General features: G+C 37.4%; 12 protein-coding genes and 1 pseudogene. 11 read left to right on the top strand and 2 right to left on the bottom strand.

The features are described 5' to 3' along the window. The first annotated feature begins 1 nt into the window (after nucleotide 1). Complete coding sequence (gene porT / locus QCQ61_RS07610; protein WP_279450159.1) at nucleotides 2-712, top strand: type IX secretion/gliding motility protein PorT/SprT; 711 nt, start codon at nucleotides 2-4, stop codon at nucleotides 710-712. Here the strand turns inward: porT and QCQ61_RS07605 are convergent. Continuing rightward, nucleotides 699-1427, bottom strand: coding sequence for an RNA methyltransferase (locus QCQ61_RS07605; RefSeq protein WP_279450158.1), 729 nt, complete (start codon nucleotides 1425-1427; stop codon nucleotides 699-701). The two genes, porT and QCQ61_RS07605, sit on opposite strands and share 14 nt — an antisense overlap. On the opposite strand from QCQ61_RS07605, the gene tamL reads away from it, so the two are divergent. From tamL to accD, 3 genes are all read left to right on the top strand, one after another. Beyond that, the gene (tamL, locus tag QCQ61_RS07600) at nucleotides 1410-4061 is read left to right on the top strand and encodes a translocation and assembly module lipoprotein TamL (RefSeq protein WP_489470564.1); all 2652 of its coding nucleotides are present in this window, start codon (nucleotides 1410-1412) and stop codon (nucleotides 4059-4061) included. The two genes, QCQ61_RS07605 and tamL, sit on opposite strands and share 18 nt — an antisense overlap. A gap of 97 nt (nucleotides 4062-4158) precedes the next feature. Further along, on the top strand, nucleotides 4159-5226 hold the full coding sequence (gene fbaA, locus QCQ61_RS07595) for a class II fructose-bisphosphate aldolase (protein WP_279450156.1): 1068 nt from the start codon (nucleotides 4159-4161) through the stop codon (nucleotides 5224-5226). A 91-nt stretch (nucleotides 5227-5317) separates the two neighbouring features. Then, nucleotides 5318-6184, top strand: a complete 867-nt coding sequence (accD, locus tag QCQ61_RS07590) for an acetyl-CoA carboxylase, carboxyltransferase subunit beta (protein ID WP_279450155.1) — start codon at nucleotides 5318-5320, stop codon at nucleotides 6182-6184. Between the two features lie 146 nt (nucleotides 6185-6330). On the opposite strand, the gene QCQ61_RS07585 is transcribed toward accD, so the two are convergent. Beyond that, nucleotides 6331-7122 carry a hypothetical protein gene (locus tag QCQ61_RS07585; RefSeq protein WP_279450154.1) on the bottom strand — a complete coding sequence of 264 codons (792 nt, stop codon included), beginning with the start codon at nucleotides 7120-7122 and terminating at the stop codon, nucleotides 6331-6333. Nucleotides 7123-7349: 227 nt separating this feature from the next. Here QCQ61_RS07585 and rpsO point away from each other — a divergent pair, with 227 nt between their 5' ends. The 7 genes and pseudogenes from rpsO (at nucleotide 7350) to QCQ61_RS07550 (ending at nucleotide 16682) form a co-directional block, all read left to right on the top strand. Then, complete coding sequence (gene rpsO, locus QCQ61_RS07580) at nucleotides 7350-7619, top strand: 30S ribosomal protein S15 (protein WP_279450153.1); 270 nt, start codon at nucleotides 7350-7352, stop codon at nucleotides 7617-7619. A 217-nt stretch (nucleotides 7620-7836) separates the two neighbouring features. Further along, a pseudogene (locus tag QCQ61_RS07575) lies at nucleotides 7837-10072 on the top strand (polyribonucleotide nucleotidyltransferase). A gap of 91 nt (nucleotides 10073-10163) precedes the next feature. Continuing rightward, entirely contained in the window at nucleotides 10164-11327 is a 1164-nt protein-coding gene (locus QCQ61_RS07570; protein WP_279450152.1) for a tyrosine-type recombinase/integrase, read from the top strand. A gap of 455 nt (nucleotides 11328-11782) precedes the next feature. Beyond that, nucleotides 11783-12313 carry an STM3941 family protein gene (locus QCQ61_RS07565; protein ID WP_279450151.1) on the top strand — a complete coding sequence of 177 codons (531 nt, stop codon included), beginning with the start codon at nucleotides 11783-11785 and terminating at the stop codon, nucleotides 12311-12313. Nucleotides 12314-12856: 543 nt separating this feature from the next. Continuing rightward, nucleotides 12857-14428: a hypothetical protein gene (locus QCQ61_RS07560; RefSeq protein WP_279450150.1), complete on the top strand. Its 1572-nt coding sequence runs from the start codon at nucleotides 12857-12859 to the stop codon at nucleotides 14426-14428. A gap of 557 nt (nucleotides 14429-14985) precedes the next feature. Then, nucleotides 14986-16023, top strand: coding sequence for a hypothetical protein (locus tag QCQ61_RS07555; protein ID WP_279450149.1), 1038 nt, complete (start codon nucleotides 14986-14988; stop codon nucleotides 16021-16023). Between the two features lie 158 nt (nucleotides 16024-16181). Continuing rightward, nucleotides 16182-16682: an SRPBCC family protein gene (locus QCQ61_RS07550; protein ID WP_279450148.1), complete on the top strand. Its 501-nt coding sequence runs from the start codon at nucleotides 16182-16184 to the stop codon at nucleotides 16680-16682. The last annotated feature ends 76 nt before the right edge of the window (nucleotides 16683-16758 follow it).

Here is a 16758-nt window from a genome sequence, read left to right as displayed (position 1 = left end):
TATGAAGAAGCTCTTTATTGTACTTTCCTTTTTATGTATTGCAAACAGCGTGAATGCACAATGGTTTTTTAATAAAGAACGCATTGCCAATCTCGAAAATTTCGATAAAAAGAAGTTTTCCTGGGGGTACTTTTTAGGTTTTAATAGCTACGATTTTAAATTTGATTACAGAGATCAATACGCTGATGACAACACAGAGATTCTCGTGGAGCGTTCGGCCGGTTTTAATGTAGGCTTAATTGGCGATATGCGCATAAATCAATACCTCAACCTACGATTGGAACCCGGACTGTATTTTACACAGCGCGATTTAACATTTCCGGGATTTTCGTCGGAGTCTGACTATCTGCGCGAAGTTAAATCTACGTACATTCACGTGCCTTTACTGCTAAAGGTATCTACCAAGCGATTAAACAACATTAAACCGTTTATTGTTGGGGGAGTTTCAACCTCGCTAAACCTTTCCAGCAACCAAAAAAATCCAGAAGATAACGAACAAGGTAGATTCCGAATGACCAATAGCACTAATTATTACGAGATTGGGTTTGGTATCGATTTTTATTTGTACTACTTTAAGTTTACCCCGTCTATCCGTGGAGTTTTTGCATTGAATAACGAATTAATTCCCGACGATGACCCCAACAGTCCATGGACCGGAAATATTGATAAACTGGCTACGCGCGGAATATTCGTAAACTTCACATTTCAATAGATCTTCTAAACTCGCTTAAGAAAATTGCGGTTGCCGTAGCTACGTTTAAGCTTTCGGTTTTTTGAATTTTTCCAAAACGCGGAATATTTACTTTATGTGTAATTTTTTGAAGTATTTGGTCCGAAATTCCATTGGCTTCATTACCCATAACAATGATAGCACTTTGCGGAAGTTTTTCAGAATAGATATTTTTTCCTTCCATAAAGCCGCCATAAATAGGCAGGGTAGTTTCTGCAAAATATTCTGAAAGCGACACATAATGTATTGCCACACGCGCTAAGGAACCCATGGTTGCCTGCACCACTTTTGGATTGTAGCAATCTACCGTATCTTCAGAACACAGTATTTGTTGTATGCCAAACCAATCGCACAACCTGATTATTGTTCCCAGATTTCCCGGATCGCGCACAGCATCGAGCGCTAAGATTAAACCGGTATCCTTTACAGGATGTATTTTTGGAATTTTAAATACCGCCAAAGCCGTATTGGCAGATTTTAAAAAGCTTATTTTTTTAAGTTCTGCCTCGGTAACCAGAAAGTGGTTTTCGGCAGTAATCTCGGTTGTATTGGTAGAAAAAAGTGCCTGTAATTTTAATCCTTCATTTAAAAACTCGGCAATTACTTTTGGGCCTTCGGCAACAAATAATCCATTTTGGGCACGGTACTTTTTTTGTTGTAGGCTCGTTATTAATTTTGTTTGACTTTTGCTGACCAAAATATAGTATTTTTGAATTTGATTAAACATGTACACTTGAAGCGCCACCTCACAAAAATATCACTATTTATAGTATTTATCGGTCTATTTTTTTCGTGCAATGCTGTAAAAAGGGTGCCCGACGGAAAATATTTACTCACCGAGAACACCATTGTTGTAGATAGTGTAAAAATTAACGACGCGGGGGTTTACAGCCAGTTGGCCCAAAAGCCAAACACTACCATTCCGTTGGTGGGCATTCCGTTTGAATTGCACATTTACAATCTGGCAGATCAGCAACCACAAGAAACTTATAATAAATGGCTTCACAAATATCCAAAACGAGAAGAACGTTTAATACGTTTACTTTCAAAAAAACAGGTAGATAAAATTGACAGCAGCTATGTAAACTTTAATCAATGGCTTCAAAAATCTGGAGAAGCGCCCGCCATAATCGACGAGAAAAAAATTGAAAAATCCCTTGTGCGACTAAAACGCTGGTACGCCAGCTATGGCTATTTTAACGATGAAGTAACCTATACTATTGAACCCAATGAAAAGAAAAAGAAGCGCGCAAAAGTTACCTATTCGGTAAAAAGGCACAAACCTTATTTTGTGGGCGATTCCATTATTGAGAAAATAAGCTCGCCGGTAGTAGATTCGCTTTTTCAAGCTACCAAAAGCAGATCGTTTATTGTGCCCGGTAAGCAGTATGCCGCCAATGATTTTGTAAACGAACGCGATAGACTTACCATTCAACTTAGAAATTCGGGGCTTTATCATTTTGACCAAGAATATGTGGGTTTTGAGGCAGATACCGTAAAAACAGACCATAAGGCAAATATTACCTACATAATTCCCGACCGAAAAGTTACACAGGGCGACAGCACCTATACCGAACCCTTTAAGGTACACAGCATAAATGAAGTAAGAATAATAACCGACTATTCGTACGACAACAGAAACAAAACCCTGCAAGATAGTACAAGTTATAAGGGCTATAAATTGTTTAGTTACGGCAAAATGCGTTTTCGGCCAAAGGCTATTGCCGATGCAATTTCAATTACCCCCGGAAAAATTTATAAAGACATTGACCGTACCCTAACGTACAACCAAATTAGCGATTTGCGTATTTTTAAATATCCTAACATACATTATTCCGAAGTAGCTACAGATAGCACGGCAAGCCTTTTAAACGCAACTATTATGCTGAGTCCGCGAGACCGGTTTACGTTGGGAGTAGATTTTGATGCTTATACTTCTACCATTCAACAATTTGGAATAAGTTTTAGCGGCAACATTATTTTCCGAAATATTTTCCGCGGGGCCGAAATACTTGAAATTTCGGGTCGCGGTAGTTTGGGTTCTTCCAAAGATGCTGCAGACAGCGAAAGTAAGTTTTTTAATATTTCGGAATTTGGAGGCGATGTAAAACTCACTTTTCCAAGCATTATATTTCCTATAAATACTGAAAAATTAATCCCGAAATATATGTCGCCTTCCACGGGAATAAGTCTTGGTGCCAGCGTGCAAAACAACATTGGTCTAGACCGGCAAACGGTGAACGGCGTATTTAATTACCGGTGGAAACCTTCAAAAATTTTAAATTACCAATTAGATTTATTAAACCTACAATATGTAAAAAACCTCAATACGGGCAATTATTTTAATGTGTATAAAAACTCATTCGACCAACTAAACACTATAGCACAGGAAACGGAAAGCGACAACCCTGGAACAATAAATCCGGCTTTTTATAATTATGACGATAACAACAACCTGTTTCTAATAGTACCCGAGGGCGCCAATGGATTTATTGAAGATGTAAAAAACGGGGTTATAAACCCGGTTTATATTGACGGCGATGGTACAACAATTGTAAACAATATTGACGAACGCAAAAAACGGCTTACCGAAGACAATTTAATTTTTGCGACCAACATTACCCGTACACGCGACACGCGTGAAAATATACAGGATAACAACTTTTCGAGAACGCGCTATAAGTTAGAAGTAGCTGGCAATTTACTCTCCGGTATATCTAGTCTTACGGGAGCCACTAAAAACAACGATGGCAATTACACCGCTTTAGGCGTTGTATTTTCGCAATATGTAAAAGGCGAAGGAGAATACATTAAGCACTGGGAACTTAACGGCAACAATGTATTGGCGTTTCGCGTTTTTGGCGGCATTGCCATTCCGTATGGCAACAGCAACAACATTCCCTTTACCCGAAGTTATTTTGCCGGTGGTGCCAACGATAACCGTGGGTGGCGCGCCTACGATCTGGGCCCTGGAAGTAGCGGAAGTACCGATGAGTTTAATGAGGCAAATTTTAAAATTGCCCTAAATGCCGAGTACCGATTTACTATTTTGGGCGCTTTTAAAGGAGCGTTATTTGTAGATACCGGGAATATTTGGAATGTTTTAGACAACATTCAAGATGAAGCTTCTGTATTTAATGGTATTGAAGACATTAAAGAACTTGCAGTTGCCACGGGCATTGGGCTACGTTACGATTTTGGTTTTTTTGTGTTTCGATTTGATGTAGGCTTTAAAACCCATAACCCTGCAAAACCTGTGGGCGAGCGTTGGTTTACAGATTATAATTTTACCAAGGCTGTTTACAATATCGGTATTAACTATCCATTCTAAACCATATAAATTTGTTACTTTTGCTAAAGGGCTTTCGTTTGCTTTTGGCAAATAATAAGTCCCGTAATTTTTAAACTTTTAACACTTCAACAATATTATGAGCCACGGAATTAAGCCCGGTGTAGCAACTGGAAAGGAAGTACAGCGAATACATAAATACGCGAAAGAAAAAGGTTTCGCAATGCCTGCCGTTAACGTGGTAGGATCAGACAGTGTAAACGCGGTTATGGAAACTGCTGCGGCATTAAATGCTCCTGTAATTATTCAGTTTTCTAATGGGGGTGCCCAATTTAATGCAGGCAAAGGACTCTCTAACGAAAACGAGAGAGCGGCCATAGCGGGTGGTGTTGCCGGTGCAAAACACATTCACGAACTGGCAAAGGTTTACGGAGCAACGGTTATACTTCATACAGATCATTGCGCCAAAAAATTACTTCCGTGGATTGATGGTTTGTTAGACGCAGGCGAAAAGTTTTACGAAGAAAACGGCGTACCCCTTTACAGCTCGCATATGATAGATTTATCTGAAGAGCCCATTGAAGAAAACATTGAAATTTGCAAACGCTATTTAGAGCGAATGAGCAAAATTGGCATGACCTTAGAAATTGAATTGGGAATTACCGGTGGCGAAGAAGACGGCGTAGATAATACCGATGTAGATTCGTCTAAATTATACACCCAGCCAGACGAGGTTGCGTACGCGTATGAGGAGCTTTCAAAAATTAGCGATCAGTTTACCATTGCTGCAGCTTTTGGAAATGTTCACGGCGTTTACAAACCTGGAAATGTAAAATTAACCCCAATTATTCTAAAGAATTCGCAGGAATACGTTCAGAAAAAATTTAATACCGGCTACAATCCAATAGATTTTGTATTTCACGGTGGAAGTGGTTCTTCACTTGAAGAAATTCGCGAGGCAATAAGTTACGGCGTTATAAAAATGAATATAGACACCGACATGCAATTTGCCTTTACTGAAGGCGTACGCGATTATATGATAAAGAACTTAGCGTATTTAAAAACGCAAATTGGCAATCCCGACGGCGAAGATTTGCCAAACAAAAAATATTACGACCCACGGAAATGGCTTCGCGAAGGCGAAATAACTTTTAAGAAAAGACTGGAACAAGCTTTTAAAGATTTAAATAACGTAAATACGCTATAATAAAGATTTAGCATTCGAAATTTTAGATTCTAAAATTTTCTTTAAATAACTGGAATTCATAGTTTTGAATTCATAACTCATAATTTAAAATATGCCTTGGTTTAAAAGAACAAAAAAAGGAATTCAAACCCCAACTGAAGAGAAAAAGGACGTCCCAAAAGGGTTGTGGTATAAATCGCCCACCGGAAAGGTTGTGGACAGCGAGGAACTGGAAAAAAACTTTTACGTAAGCCCCGAAGACGGCTACCACGTGCGTATTGGCAGTAAAGAATATTTTGAAATACTATTTGACGACAATAAATTTAAGGAGCTAGACAAAGGACTTACATCTCAAGACACTCTAAAATTTGAAGATAAAAAGAAATATCCAGACCGCTTAAAAGAAGCGCAAGACAAAACCGGCCTTAAAGATGCCATTCGCTGTGCTGTTGGCAAGTCTATGGGTGCAGATTTGGTTGTGGCCTGTATGGATTTTAGTTTTATCGGCGGCTCTATGGGAAGTGTTGTAGGCGAAAAAATTGTTCGTGCGGCAGAGTATTCGCTTAAAAAGAAAATTCCGTTGCTAATAATTTCTAAGAGTGGCGGTGCTCGTATGATGGAGGCTGCACTATCGCTAATGCAACTTGCAAAAACCAGTGTAAAATTGGCCCAATTAAGCGATGCTGGCATACCGTACATTTCGTTATGCACAGATCCTACTACGGGTGGTACCACGGCTTCGTTTGCAATGCTAGGCGATATAAATATTGGCGAACCAGGCGCATTAATTGGTTTTGCAGGACCGCGCGTAGTGCGAGACACCACGGGAAAAGAACTACCCGAAGGTTTTCAAACAGCAGAATTTTTGTTGGAACACGGGTTTTTAGATTTTATAACCCACCGCCGCGATTTAAAGCGCAATATAAACCTGTATCTGGATTTGGTTTTAAACAGACCGCTTCGTGAAAAGTCTGCATAGTTAATAGGCCGTTTAAAAAGGAGTATTTACCAACTTTTATGGGGTGCTTAACTATAACAACTTTTTTAGTTAGAAGTAAGCTATTATTTACTGTGCTTTATACTAAGCCAGCAACTACTTTTTAAACAGCCCTATTTTTAATATTATTAATTCATAGTAAACGGATATTCCTGACCGTTAAAAATAAATACTGCCTGATTATCGCAGGCGCCATCGCCAAAATCTATTATTGCAGATAATCCATCTTGCGTTATTTGGAGTTTCCCTTCAACAATAAATGGGCAAGCCAATTTATAAACAAGCTGTTGTGTTACTTCGCCGCTTCGTTCAAAACCGTTTGTAAATTGCGTTTGCCAATTTCCCGTAATAATATAAACATTATCAACCCAGGTTCCAGAACCAACACCTTCCACCCATTCTGAAATACGTGTGCCATTTCGAGTAGCTGTTACCGTAGTATTTGGAAAGCTTACCGTTATACTTTCGGTAAGGGTAGATTGTGGATTATCATTCTGGTTTGCAATTTCGTATAAAACACTTCCACCGCCACTTACGCCATTTCCGTTAAAAACAAAATTTTGGAACGTATAGTTTACGGTATAAGTTCCCGAGGTAAGCGGCCCGTATTCCAGCAAAATACTTCCCGAAACTATATTGCCATTGTTTAAGGTACAGGAAGAACCAAAATTCAATAAAATAGTAAATACATTTCCCTGCTGGCCAACTGTAATTTCGGTACAGTTCGGGAAAAGCGAAAGTTGCGTTTTACCACCACTTTCCGTTTCATTTTCAACAAAAGCCTGTTCAATTATGGTAAAAGTACCTTCGGCAATCTGATCTGTTTTTGCAGCTCTTACAGAATTCTCCGAAGTAAAGTTAACTTCTTCAGCAGGTGTTTCTTGATCTTTACTGCAAGCTGTAAAAAATAGGATGCTCACTGTAAAAAATACGCAGATTGGTTTAAAAGATGCCGGTTTTCATAACTTTTAAGTTTAGGTTTAGACGTATATAACGCTTCGAATTCTAAAATTGATACATTTTTCATTAATATTTACAAGAAACGACCTAAATTAAAATTCGATTTATTACTTTTGCAGCCTTGATTATCAATCCCGAAGTTGTCGGGAGGTATTCAATACATAAAAATCATTTTAACAATATTGGCATGTATTTATCTACAGAAGAAAAAGAAAAAATTTTCGCTAAACACGGAAAGTCTAAAACCGACACTGGTTCGGCAGAAGGACAGATTGCGTTATTCACGTACCGCATCGAGCATTTAACAAAACACCTAAAAACAAACCACAAGGATTACAATACTGAACGTTCTTTGGTAATGTTAGTTGGTAAAAGAAGAGCGCTTTTAGATTATTTAATTAAGAAAGACATTCTTCGTTACCGAGCTATCGTTAAAGAATTAGGATTACGTAAGTAATATTTTAAAGGGCTCATTACGAGCCCTTTTTATTTTCTGCGAACGCGGAAAATTATAAAAATTTTTTATCCTGAATACAATTTTATTTCAGGACACATAGAAAAGCTACCTTTTAAGTTTTTCATTGGTCAACCACAACAACACAACAACACTACGGCTGACGTACAGCTGTTGACCATTATTAACCGTGCGCTTTGGCGCATAAAATGAAAAACATATGATACCTAAAGTATTTAAGGAGGTTATAGACCTTGGCGATGGTAGACAAATTACCCTCGAAACCGGTAAACTGGCAAAACAGGCCCATGGTTCTGTAGTAGTACAATCCGGAAAATGTATGTTGCTTTGTACCGTAGTTTCTAATTACGAGCAAAAAGACTTAGATTTTTTACCCATTAACAGTAGATTACCGCGAAAAATTTGCAGCTTCGGGGCGTTATCCGGGCGGTTTCTTTAAAAGAGAAGCAAGACCTAGCGACGGCGAAGTACTTACCATGCGTTTGGTAGATCGGGTACTGCGCCCACTTTTCCCAAAAGATTATCATTCTGAAACCCAAGTAATGATTCAGTTAATGAGTCATGACGAGGAAGTTATGCCAGATGCAATGGCAGGATTGGCGGCATCTGCGGCTATTCAGCTTTCAGATTTTCCCTTTGAATGTGCAATTTCAGAAGCACGTGTAGGACGAATTAACGGCGAATTTATCATTAACCCTTCCCGATCGCAATTAGAGCAATCTGACATTGACATGGTTATTGGAGCCTCTATGGATTCTGTAATGATGGTTGAAGGGGAAATGAAGGAAATTAGCGAAGAAGAAATGGTTGAGGCCATTAAATTTGCACACGAACACATTAAAAAACAGTGCGAGGCACAATTGCGATTGGCCGATGCTGTTGGCAGAAAAGAAGTTCGCGCATACGAACCGGAACGCGAAGATGAAGAATTGAAGAAGAAAATTCACGATATGGCATACGATAAAGTATATGCCGTAGCGCATTCCGCTTCATCAAAACATGAGCGAACAGATGCTTTTTCAGCAATTAAAGAAGAAATAAAAGCTACATTTTCTGAGGAAGAATTAGAAGATTTTGGAGCATTAATTTCAAAATATTACTACAAGGCAGAAAAAGAAGCCGTTCGCGATTTAACCTTAAACGAAGGATTGCGTTTAGACGGTAGAAAAACAGACCAGATTCGCCCCATATGGTGCGAGGTAGATTATTTGCCATCGGTACACGGTTCTGCCCTATTTACACGAGGTGAAACTCAAGCGTTAGCTACGGTAACTTTGGGAACATCGCGCGAAGCAAACCAAATAGATATGCCATCTTATGAAGGCGAAGAAACATTTTACCTTCACTACAACTTCCCTCCTTTTTCAACAGGTGAAGCACGTCCAATTCGCGGCACATCGCGCAGGGAAGTGGGTCACGGTAATTTAGCGCAAAGAGCATTAAAGGGTATGATCCCTACCGATTGTCCTTACACTGTGCGTGTAGTTTCAGAAGTGTTAGAATCTAACGGTTCATCATCTATGGCTACCGTTTGCGCCGGTACAATGGCACTTATGGATGCTGGGGTACAATTAAAAAAGCCAGTTTCCGGAATTGCTATGGGATTAATTTCTGATGGTGAAACTGGAAAATACGCAGTTCTTTCAGATATTTTAGGCGATGAAGACCACTTGGGCGACATGGACTTTAAAGTAACCGGAACGGCCGACGGAATTACCGCTTGCCAGATGGATATTAAGGTAAAAGGCCTATCGTACGAAATTTTGGTGAATGCACTAAAACAAGCCGCTGCCGGAAGACTTCACATTCTCGATAAATTGGTTGAGACTATTGAAGCACCCAATGCAGACGTTAAACCGCACGCTCCAAAAATGGTTACCGTTACTATCCCGAATGAATATATTGGTGCATTAATTGGACCAGGCGGAAAAGTTATTCAGGAGCTTCAAAAAGCAACAAAAACCACTATTGTTATAAATGAAGACCCTGTTACCGAAGAAGGAATTGTGGAAATTCTAGGAACAGACCAAGAAGGTATAGACGCTGTTTTGGCTCGTATAGACTCGCTTACTTTTAAGCCCGAAGTTGGCAGCGCTTACGAAGTTAAAGTTATTAAGATGCTAGATTTTGGCGCTGTGGTAGAATATGTAGAAGCTCCCGGTAATGAAACGCTGCTTCACGTAAGTGAATTAGCTTGGGAACGCACAGAAAATGTAACCGATGTTGTAAACATGGGTGATGTTTTTGATGTAAAATTCCTAGGTTTTGATCCAAGAACCAAAAAGGAAAAGGTTTCTAGAAAGGCATTATTGCCAAAACCGGAAGGTTATAAAGAACGTCCACCACGTAGCGACAACCGTAGTGGCGGCCGTGACAATCGCGGACGCGACAATCGTGGTCGAGATAATCGCGATAGAGACAGAAAGAGAGACTAGTACTCAATTTCTTAAAATAGTTTAAAAACGCTTTCTCCCCTTAAATTTAGGAGAAGGCGTTTTTTTGTTTCGTTAATTTAAATTGAAAGTTATGATTACAATAACATTACAGCCATTTAAGCACAATTCAGAAAATTGCATCGGGTTAAAATTTAAGTATCACTTTGAAAGCAAAGAAATTATTAAACGAATGGAAGGTGTACGTTGGACCAAAACACATGGTTGCTTTTATATTGTTTACGATCAAAACACCTTTACTGCGTTTAAGCAAGCCTTAGCAGCCAAAGGTTTTGATGTTGCAGACGCTACCCAAACCGCCCAAGACGAAAACAAAAAGGGCGCAAGAAAAAATTTAGGACCCATAACCGCATCAAAAAATTCAATTTATGAAAACTTTAAGCAATCTTTAAACGGAAAACGCTTGAGTAAAAGCACCATTAAAACTTACGGTGCATTTGTACATCAATTTTTACGCTATACAGAAAACAAGCCGGCCGATTTAATAGACGCCACAGATGTACGCCTTTATTTAGAGTGGGCCATTGGCACCCTAAACTACTCGGTTAGCACCCACAGGCAAATGGTTAGTGCCCTTAGGCATTTTGCCTATTTGTACCCAACGTGCGCAATAGACCCGGAAGCTATATTTATGCCATCAAAAGACAAAAAACTACCTGTAATTTTAAGCTTTAAAGAGGTTGTACAATTAATTCAAGTAACCAAGAATCTTAAGCACAGGGTTATAATAGCGATGCTTTATGCTTCTGGTTTACGCATTGGCGAAATGCTAAATTTAGAAATAAAAGATTTTGATTTTTCACGAAATCAGCTTCACGTACGGGGCGGCAAGGGCAGGAAAGATCGTTACACTACTATTGCGCAGACCCTGCACCCCATGTTAAAGAACTACTACAGAACATATAACCCTAAAGTTTATTTTATAGAAAACCCAAACGGCGGCAAGTACAGTGCTGCCAGCGTACGTTCCTTTTTACGGCGCAGCTGCAAGTTGGCACGCATTAAAAAGCCCATTACGCCACACAGTTTAAGACATTCGTACGCTACACACTTACTGGAACAAGGAACAGATATAAGGCATATACAAGAGTTATTGGGGCATAGCAAACCCGAAACAACTATGATCTACACCAAGGTAACCAGGAAGGAGTTGCAGCAAATAAAAAGTCCTTTAGATTCTGCATTAAATGAATTATATTTACCGGATAACCATAACAAAAAACTTGGTTTAGACTAGCGCAGATCCTGTATAACCATGATAAATGTTAGGATATAACACGTTACCTGTAATTGCTCCGACGAAATATCCAGACAAATAATCTGACTAAAAAAGACGTCTATTCGGAAAAATTCAAGCGGAAGAATTGACGGTTGACTTTTTGCTCAAAAGCGGAAAAACCCAAAATGCGGACTTAATTCGGAACCGAACAATTTTAACGGATTTGCCCACTTAAACGGACTCGAATCGATTTTTGACAAACTGCGCGGAATATAACGCCGACTTGATTGCGGATAATCCGATCGTGCCACTGTTGTGTGTCGCAAAAACAGGTAACAACGCATAACGCCCAATGCTCAATTTTTCCTTATCGGAAAAATCGCCCGGGCGGGAAATAAGGTATTTTTTATGTAATTTAGTCAGTGCATCACGCATCGTGCGTTATACAAATCCGTTGTGCAACATTTGAACGAATGAATGAAATCAAGCTCTATAAAAAGCCGATTAAAGCTATATCCCTTTTAGCAATTTCCAACGTTTTTGTTGTTTTAGGAATATGGGGAATAATGAGAGAGGGGAATTCGGGGTTTGAAATATTTATTGCTTATTTGACAATCTTTTTTTTCGGACTTGGAATTGCAGTTGGTTTCTTTCATCTTTTCGATAAAAGACCTCAAATTATTATAAATGAAAATGGAATTTGGGACAGAACCACAAACTTAGATTTAATTGAATGGGAATTAATTCAAGACGCATATCCAATTAACATTTATGGCCAAATATTTATCTCTTTAAAATTGGACAGAAGCATTGAAATTACAGTAAAGCAATATAAGTGGGCAAGTTATTTAAGCAGTAAAATCAATGCTCAAAAGATTAATTTAAGTTTAGGACAAATTAAAATCGACTATAAAAGATTAAATGAGTTCATCTTAAAAATGTCTAGATTGGAAAAAACTGAAAGAGCAGTGGAAATAAAAAACGTTGCACAACACGGTATATAAGCTATGGCTTGGTCAGTCCACACTTGGAAAATCCTGCGGATTTTCCAAAGCCAGTTTTTATTTAGAGAGGTTCGTGGCGAGACACGCCACAGCTCATATACAAACACGTTACCTGTAATTGCTCCGACGAAATATCCAGACAAATAATTCTGACTAAAAAAGACGTCTATTCGGAAAAATTCAAGCGGAAGAATTGACGGTTGACTTTTTGCTCAAAAGCGGAAAAACCCAAAACGCGGACTTAATTCGGAACCGAACAATTTTGACAGATTTGCCCACTCAAACCGAATCGAATCGATTTTTGACAAACTGCGCGGAATATAACGCCGACTTGATTGCGGAAAAGCCGATCGTGCCACTGTTGTGTGTCGCAAAAACAGGTAACAACGCATAACGCCCAATGCTCAATTTTTCCTTATCGGAAAAATCGCCCGGGCGGGAAATAAGGTATTTTTTATGTAATTTAGTCTGTACATCACGCATCGTGCGTTATACAAAACCGTTGTGCGTCAGCTGAAAAACAATCTCACGACAAAAAAGAGAATGAACAAAATTTTTGCAATACTAATTTTATCATTGACACTTTTTGCCTGTAATGGGCAACAAAATTCCAACGTGATAAAATTAGAGAGTGGTTTTTCTCTTGCTCAAGACACAATTTCAATAAGTGTAAATGGCAGAATGACTCACGCATTAGAATATAAGGACAAATATTATGTGCTTTTTGAACAACGATTAAAGAAATATGGTGGCTACGGAAAAAGATGGCTTTATATTTTTTCAAACAATCAATTAGAAAAAGTGATTGACTGCCCCGAAGAAATGAAAACAGTCTACTTGGATTTTTATGTGCAAAACGATAGCATTATTCTGAAGCCGTATATGGACAAGCAAAGCTATTATCTTGATAATACAAATTTAAAGTGGAACAAGATTAACAAAACGGATGACTTAATATGGGAAGATTCAGACTTTTATGTCTACTCTTTAGATTTTGGTGAATGGGGTGGAAAAACGTGGTTTAAAGACAAGAAAACAGACAATCAATATGTTTTGGAATCCACAACACCATTGATAAACAAAATCGACAGCACTTATTATTTGACTAATTCCTTTAAAGTTCTGAGAATCAACAACCCAAAGAAACTAACAAAATGTGATAGCGATGTGACTTATGAAAACATTGAAAAGACAGGTAAGAACTACTCTTGGTACAGTGAACCAAAAGGCTACAAAGTGATTTATGAAGATGAGAATGTAGACTATTTTGATTTTTCATATCATCCTAGCATTGTCAGTTCCTTTGTTTATAATGATGAACTTCTACACATTTTTGAAACAGACACAGCTTCATATCTTTCACGGATAGTGAATAATAAAATACAGCCTTTTGAGAAGATACTTGATGATGTAAAATTTTTCAATTGGCACTTCTCTTATCGTTGTAAAAACTTTAATGGCTCTAATGAATTGCTCAAATTCAAAACATCGAATGACCAAATTTATGGTCTGACAAGAATTAAGGATAACAGGATTTATGCAAGCTTTTTAGTGAATGACTTTGAGTTAAAACCGAAAACATTAGGAAAAAAAAGGTCAAACGAAATTTTTGAAAATAGACTTAAAACAATCCTTGTTGATTTTTCAAATCTGTCCCTTACCAAAGTGGAGTCGAAAGAAAAGGAATGGAAAACTTTTGACATTACCCCAAATCACAAGATTGGAATTGGAGACAGTTGGAACCCTAGGAAATATGATATTGATATTAACAAATCTTACCTTATTGTAGAAGATTCGATTATCTCAAACTCAATTATGTATTATGCTACTAAAAAGACTGGTTTAGTTAGAGCGATAACAATTAATTGGGAAAAAACACAGACTGATAGGATTGAATTTGGAAATGATAAGTCGGCAAGTGAAGATTTTTTGACAAGATTTAATGATCTTGTATTAATTCTAACTAATGAACTTGGCGAACCCAATTCGATAAATGAAGAAAAGAAAAATCAATCATTTGTTTGGACGACAGAGAACAATATAAACGTTGAAATTAAGCTTTCGAGACAGGATAACTATAATAATATAAGAATAGTGGTATATGAGAGAAAATGAAAAAGCCGAACGCACAACAACGGCTATACGTAATGCGGATTTTGATGCTAAATTGAAAGTCAATGAATATTAACAAACATATCGGTAAACCGAAAGTGAAGTGCATATTAATCCCGCACTACGCATAGCCAAACCGTTACCTGTAATTGCTCCGACGAAATATCCAGACAAATAATCTGACTAAAAAAGACGTCTATTCGGAAAAATTCAAGCGGAAGAATTGACGGTTGACTTTTTGCTCGAAAGCGGAAAAACCCAAAACGCGGACTTAATTCGGAACCGAACAATTTTGAGGGATTTGCCCACTCAAACGGAATCGAATCGATTTTTGACAAACTGCGCGGAATATTACGCCGACTTGATTGCGGAAAAGCCGATCGTGCCACTGTTGTGTGTCGCAAAAACAGGTAACAACGCATAACGCCCAATGCTCAATTTTTCCTTATCGGAAAAATCGCCCGGGCGGGAAATAAGGTATTTTTTATGTAATTTAGTCTTTGCATTACGCATCGTGCGTTATACGAGACCGTTCTACGCAATTTGAAAAACAGAAAATATTGAAATTAAAATTAACAATTATCATACTTATTATCAGTTTCAATTTGTTTGGACAAAGCAATTTGAAAAAGGTTGATTTAAATGAAAATTATTCTTGGCAAAACCATTCTGAAGAAGAAATTAATGAATATTATTTTGGACTTAAACCAATCACAAAGTCTGTAACAAAATATCATTTTAGATATATAAAGACAGGACAAATTATTGATTTAACCAGTAATGACGGAATAGAATTTACAGGTCAACTTATAAATGAAACTACTGAATATAAATCTATAAAAACAGAATATGGGAATGATTCAAAAGCAAATAATTATGTTTATGAGATTAAGGAAATAAATAAAACAAACTCAACAAAAGTTGGACAATATATTATAAAACAAAAAACATATTTAATACCAACAGATAGCTTAATATCAAATTGGAGTTTTGATTGGCTTGACTGTTTTGGAATTGGTTTAAATTATAAAGTTAATAATAAGATATATTTAAAGTCATACACTTGCCCTTGGAATCAAATAGATACACTAAAATATGTATCACAAATAAAAAACACATACAAATACATCAATCAAACTCTTGATTTAGAAAAAGAATATTCAAAATTCACCAACAAACTAGAAAAAGGAAAATCCTATTCGAAAGACAGTTATACGATGATGTATATTATGACTGACAAAGAAAATGAAGGCTGGAGAAAAGGAAAACCAATTAGAGATTATAAAAAATCGATAAAAGATACTATAGACAATTACCTTGAAACAAAACTAAATCAATTAATTCCAAATTCAACAGAACTAAATTGTTATGATGATTATAGTTTAACCTTTTCTAAAAGAGGAAAATTAAAAAGTATGAAAGTTGATATGGGATTTTGGGAAAGACTTTTTGATAAAGACTATAAAAAATGTAAACGAATTTTAAAAAAGGCTTTTAAAGAAATAAAAATCGATTTTGTTGACCCAAAATATGAATTTAACCGAGAATTGAGTTTCGGACAAAAAGGAATTTATATTTACGACAGAATGGTATATTGAATAAAAAACTGCGTAGAACAACGTGTATAATTCATTGCTAGTACTCGCCTACTTACGAAAATCCTCGCGGATTTTCTATTTGGTTTGTATTTGCTAAATTAGTTGCTGAAACACGCAACGAAATCATACACAAAACCGTTGTACACAATACCCCAAAAATGCCGAGAATCGAACTTCAAACTGAAATAAAACCTGATAGAAATATCGTGTTTGACTTATCTCGAAGTATCGATTTGCATAAAATATCGACAGAACAAACTAATGAAGAAGCAATCGCGGGAAAAACAAGCGGATTAATCGGAATGAATGAAAGCGTAACTTGGCGTGCAAAACACTTTGGAATCTATCAAAAACTGACTTCCAAAATAACCGAATTTGACAGACCGAATTACTTTGCGGATGAAATGATTAAAGGGACGTTTGCGGAATTTAAGCACGAACATCACTTTGCGGAATCGAATGGCGGAACTTTGATGACTGACTTTTTTTATTATAAATCGCCTTTTGGAATATTAGGAAAGTTAGCGGACAAACTGTTTCTTAAAAAATATATGACTGAATTACTAACTGAAAGAAACCGAATTGTAAAAGAGTTTGCGGAATCTGACAGATGGAAAGAAGTAATAAATGAAAAAAGTACTGTGTACAACACTGCATAACCGCAATTACGGCGGATTCGACTACGTCCGAATCCACGCGTAATTGCTACCGTCGGTGATTAGCCGAAAAACATTA

Origin of the sequence: Aequorivita marisscotiae, from assembly GCF_029814825.1 — a bacterium.
Taxonomy (GTDB): Bacteria; Bacteroidota; Bacteroidia; order Flavobacteriales; family Flavobacteriaceae; genus Aequorivita; species Aequorivita marisscotiae.
Note: the sequence above shows the minus strand (reverse complement) of the source record. Positions and strands in the feature narration are given on the sequence as shown.